Raw genomic sequence first — 3,873 nt, forward strand, 5'->3', positions numbered from 1 at the left:
TTTTTCTTGAGTTCATCCAAGGCACTACCCTAAAAAATCCAACTGAAGAATTAGTTTTAATCAAAGAATAAGCTGTTACAAGAAGGCAATAAAAGAATATAGATCTATCCTGAAAACACTAGAATAAGTGAAAAAGTGATTCAATAAAAAGTTGAAAGGCACACCCCCCTGAATCCCTCCTCAATGGGGGAATGAATTTAACAATTCCCCTCCTTGGAGGGGTGCCGTCTTCTGGCGGGGAGGGTGCCTTTAGGTCTTATAATGTTTATTCTTAAAAAATTTAAATAAAAGATGAGATCCTCACGGCTTTAAAGAATGAGGGGGCGAGGGAACAACTAATTCAATCTTCAACAAGTGCCACAAAGTAGCCTGGATGACTATGGAAAGGAAATACTTCATCCGTGGAATAGAGCAATAATGGATCATTATTGATCCATTATTGCTCCTAAGAAATCTAAGGTAATTCGAGCTGCTAACTGAGACGTTATTTCTCCAGAATCATATAATGGATTGACTTCAACCAGATCAAAGCCAAGGATTCGACCTTTGGTTGGTAAAGCTGTAAGAAGCTGCTTTACCTGGAAATAACTCAATCCCCCCGGTTCGGGCGTTCCGGTGCCGGGTGCAATTGAAGGGTCAAATACATCGATATCGATAGTGACGTACATATTTTTTGATTGGGGAATTTCTCCAATGACCCAATTCAAACCTTTTTCAAAAACCTGTTGAGCAGTGATGATTTTTGTGCCGAATTTTTTTGCTTCCAAGAAAGTATTTTTATCATTGAGCAAACCTCGAATACCGATCTGGGTAATTTGACCAATATTCCCTAATTCTGAAATTCTCTTGATTGGACTACCATGGGAATAGATCATCCCTAACCCACCGCTATCATTGGCAAAATCAAGATGGGTATCCAATTGAATGATATCCAATTTTTCATTCGAAAATGCTTTGACAATTGGATAACTAATGGAATGATCGCCCCCAAAAATTACCGGAAAAACATTTGCTTCAATTATCTTTTTGGTTATTTTCTCAATTGATTGAACATTTAATTCGGTCATGGTAGGAAATATTGGCATATCACCGTAATCGATAGCTCTCATTTCCTTGAGGATGAATCGTCCCAATTCGACATCAAAAATCCCTTCCCCATCATAAAATTCAGCCCCATACATCTGTGATGCTAAACGAATCGAACGAGGACCAAAACGAGTTCCTGCTCGATTGGTAGTAGCTTGATCCAAAGGTACTCCTACCATGGCAACATCTACGTTATGCAGCTCTTTTGAGTGAGGAAATTTAAAAAAAGTTGGTACATCACTATAGGAAAAATGGCTTCTATCAATTTTCTCGAAGTCCATAACAGCACCTTCTCGTATTTTTAACTCATCTTTTTCTAAAAATGAACTTTTATGATTTTTAAATCTTTAAGTACCAATCCTTTCTTTTTTTGACTTACGCTCATCCTTTGATTTCTTGAAATATCCCTTTTTCTTTAAATATTTTTGGATCGTAAACCTTCACTCCTTGAACCACTCGATGAATAACTCCGGTCTTGCTCGGTGAATCGGGTTTAAAACCGAGGTGAAGAGATTTAAATAAACCCAACAATTGCCCAATCATGACATAGACTGGTGGAGTAAGAGAGTCGGGAAGAGCTGCTTGGGAATCACTCTTGATATCAATCATTTCATCTCCATAGCGACTGATTTCATCATCCAGTCCCTCTCCGACGAGAATGGTCATTTTTCCCAACTCCTGCTGTCGGATTTCCTTCAAGAGTTCCGCTTCATAACGGCGAACGTAGGGATCAGAAGCAAGAAAAGCGACGACCAGCGTGTGTTTATCGATGACCGCTTTTGGTCCGTGGCGTACATCAAGGAAGGTATTGTACCCACACATGATCTGTCCACTAGTGAGCTCCTGGAGCTTGAGGTGGGATTCAATAGCTGTTCCAAAGTGACTGCCACTTCCCAAAAAGATCGCTCTTTGGAAATCACTTTCAGCGATTTTCTTAACCACTTCCGGTGCCATTGCAAGCACCTTTCTTCCAGCAACCACCAGTTGGGGAAGCTTTTGGGTATACTCATCAGGGGAATAAATTTGGGAACAAGCTTGACCGGCAATCACCATATTACTGAAAGATGCCGTCATGGCTAATCCGCGGTCATTGGTTTTCTCATCAAGATCGATGACCAGACTGTTGGGATCGTGCCGCGCTCTTCGGGCTAAACCACCCTCTTTATTGCAGGTAATCACCAGGTGGCAAATGGAATCGGAGAATTGACTGGCGATCTCATAGGCACCCCAACTTTCCGGACTGTCCCCGGAACGGGCAAAGGAGATCATCAGCGGATTGGTATGGGCAAAGTACTCGAAAGGATGTGTGACTAGCTTCCCGGTTGAAACCACTTGAACCGGAACTGGAAAACTTTGACGAAATATCCCCTGCAAACAATATCCGACAAACTCTGACGTACCGGCACCGGCTAAATAAATAACACTCTTCTTCTTTCCAGATAGAGACTCAAAAAGCTCAATTAACCTTTGACGGTATTGAAAGACTCTTTCCACACTCGATGTCCAGAGATCAACCTGATCATGAATCTCCTGGGGTGTGTACTGAATACCCAGAGCTTCTTTTTGGGTGTCATCGAGGGAAATGAATGCGGATAAAGGGTTCATCTGTATTTTGTCTCCTTTTCACTAAGTTTTTTCTATTAATTTCATTCATTCATTGTAAACGATGCCAATCATAATTCCTATAAGAAGTTTTTTATCTTGGAGAATAGCCCACTACCGGTTTTGAAAAATATCTATCTTTATCAACAAGGAAAATATTGATTTCATTGATACTTTTATTCTATTAGATTTATATAAAAAACTTTTGGAATCAATGGTTCAAAGGTACAATAACAAAACAAAATCCACCTTAGAAGAGGAATGGATTAGATATCGATGAAAAAGTTCCTTCTCTTATTATTAATAATATATTTATCTTTCTTTTTCAAAGTGAATGATGCGAATGGAACGCAAATTTTTATTACTCCTAATCCAACCATTGAGACAATTCAAGAAGAAACCATTGAAAGCCTTCAAAAGAAGATAGATGATGTAATTTCTCAGATCAATCTTACAGTCGGTTCTGAGCAAACCGAAAATGCTCAAAAATACGGTATAACCTTAGCAGAGCTCCGGTCTAGAACCAATAAATTAAGAGACCTCCAAATCACTTATCAGCAGCACAAAACCACCTTGGAAAAAAATAAAACTCTTCTTCTTGAAATTCAAACTATGAAAGAAAAAAAAATTGTTGACCCGTCTTTGGGAATATCACAGAAACCTCCTTTTAATTTAAGCATTTATGATCAATATCTTGACCAGATAAATGATATCCAGCAACAAATAGAATCAGTCAATTTTTTAAAAAATATTGCCAGCAGTAACCTTATTCAAGCAAAAAGTCGTTTGGAAGAAAGCCAAAAAGTCATCAGAAATCTTCGTGATTCAGCTCAAGCCTCTGGGGCTACATCCACTACCCCTCAACCGAATTTAAGCTGGTCGCTTGAAATCGCCCTCATAAATGAACAACTTTCGCAAGCTAACTACAACTATCAAAAAGCTCAACTGAACAACATAGAACTGGAATTAGAACTGACTCAACTTAAGAAAGCATCAATAGAAAGCATTATCACCTGGATAAAAAGTGATCTTCAATTTGATCAATCTGACTTAGATCGACATATTGAAGATTTAGAAAATCATTCTTTAACAGTTCAGGAAAAAAATAAAAAAAGTGAGGGCGTGAGGAACTCATCTGACACCACCAGCGTCATCCTGAGCGGTGCTTTCCCGCGTGAGGATCTC

3 protein-coding genes are annotated in these 3,873 nt (G+C 39.1%); 1 reads left to right on the forward strand and 2 read right to left on the reverse strand.

Annotation, left to right across the window (positions count from 1 at the left end):
- Window positions 1-425 precede the first annotated feature (425 nt).
- Window positions 426-1,367, reverse strand: a complete 942-nt coding sequence (gene speB / locus PLK24_RS09370; RefSeq protein ID WP_324478496.1) for an agmatinase — start codon at window positions 1,365-1,367, stop codon at window positions 426-428.
- A gap of 100 nt (window positions 1,368-1,467) precedes the next feature.
- Window positions 1,468-2,691 carry an AgaS family sugar isomerase gene (locus PLK24_RS09375; protein WP_324478498.1) on the reverse strand — a complete coding sequence of 408 codons (1,224 nt, stop codon included), beginning with the start codon at window positions 2,689-2,691 and terminating at the stop codon, window positions 1,468-1,470.
- A gap of 273 nt (window positions 2,692-2,964) precedes the next feature.
- On the opposite strand from PLK24_RS09375, the gene PLK24_RS09380 reads away from it, so the two are divergent.
- The coding region (locus PLK24_RS09380; RefSeq protein ID WP_324478499.1) for a hypothetical protein at window positions 2,965-3,873 on the forward strand (909 nt) is incomplete at its 3' end.

This window comes from Atribacter sp. (genome assembly GCF_035418125.1).
GTDB classification, from domain to species: domain Bacteria; phylum Atribacterota; class Atribacteria; order Atribacterales; family Atribacteraceae; genus Atribacter; species Atribacter allofermentans.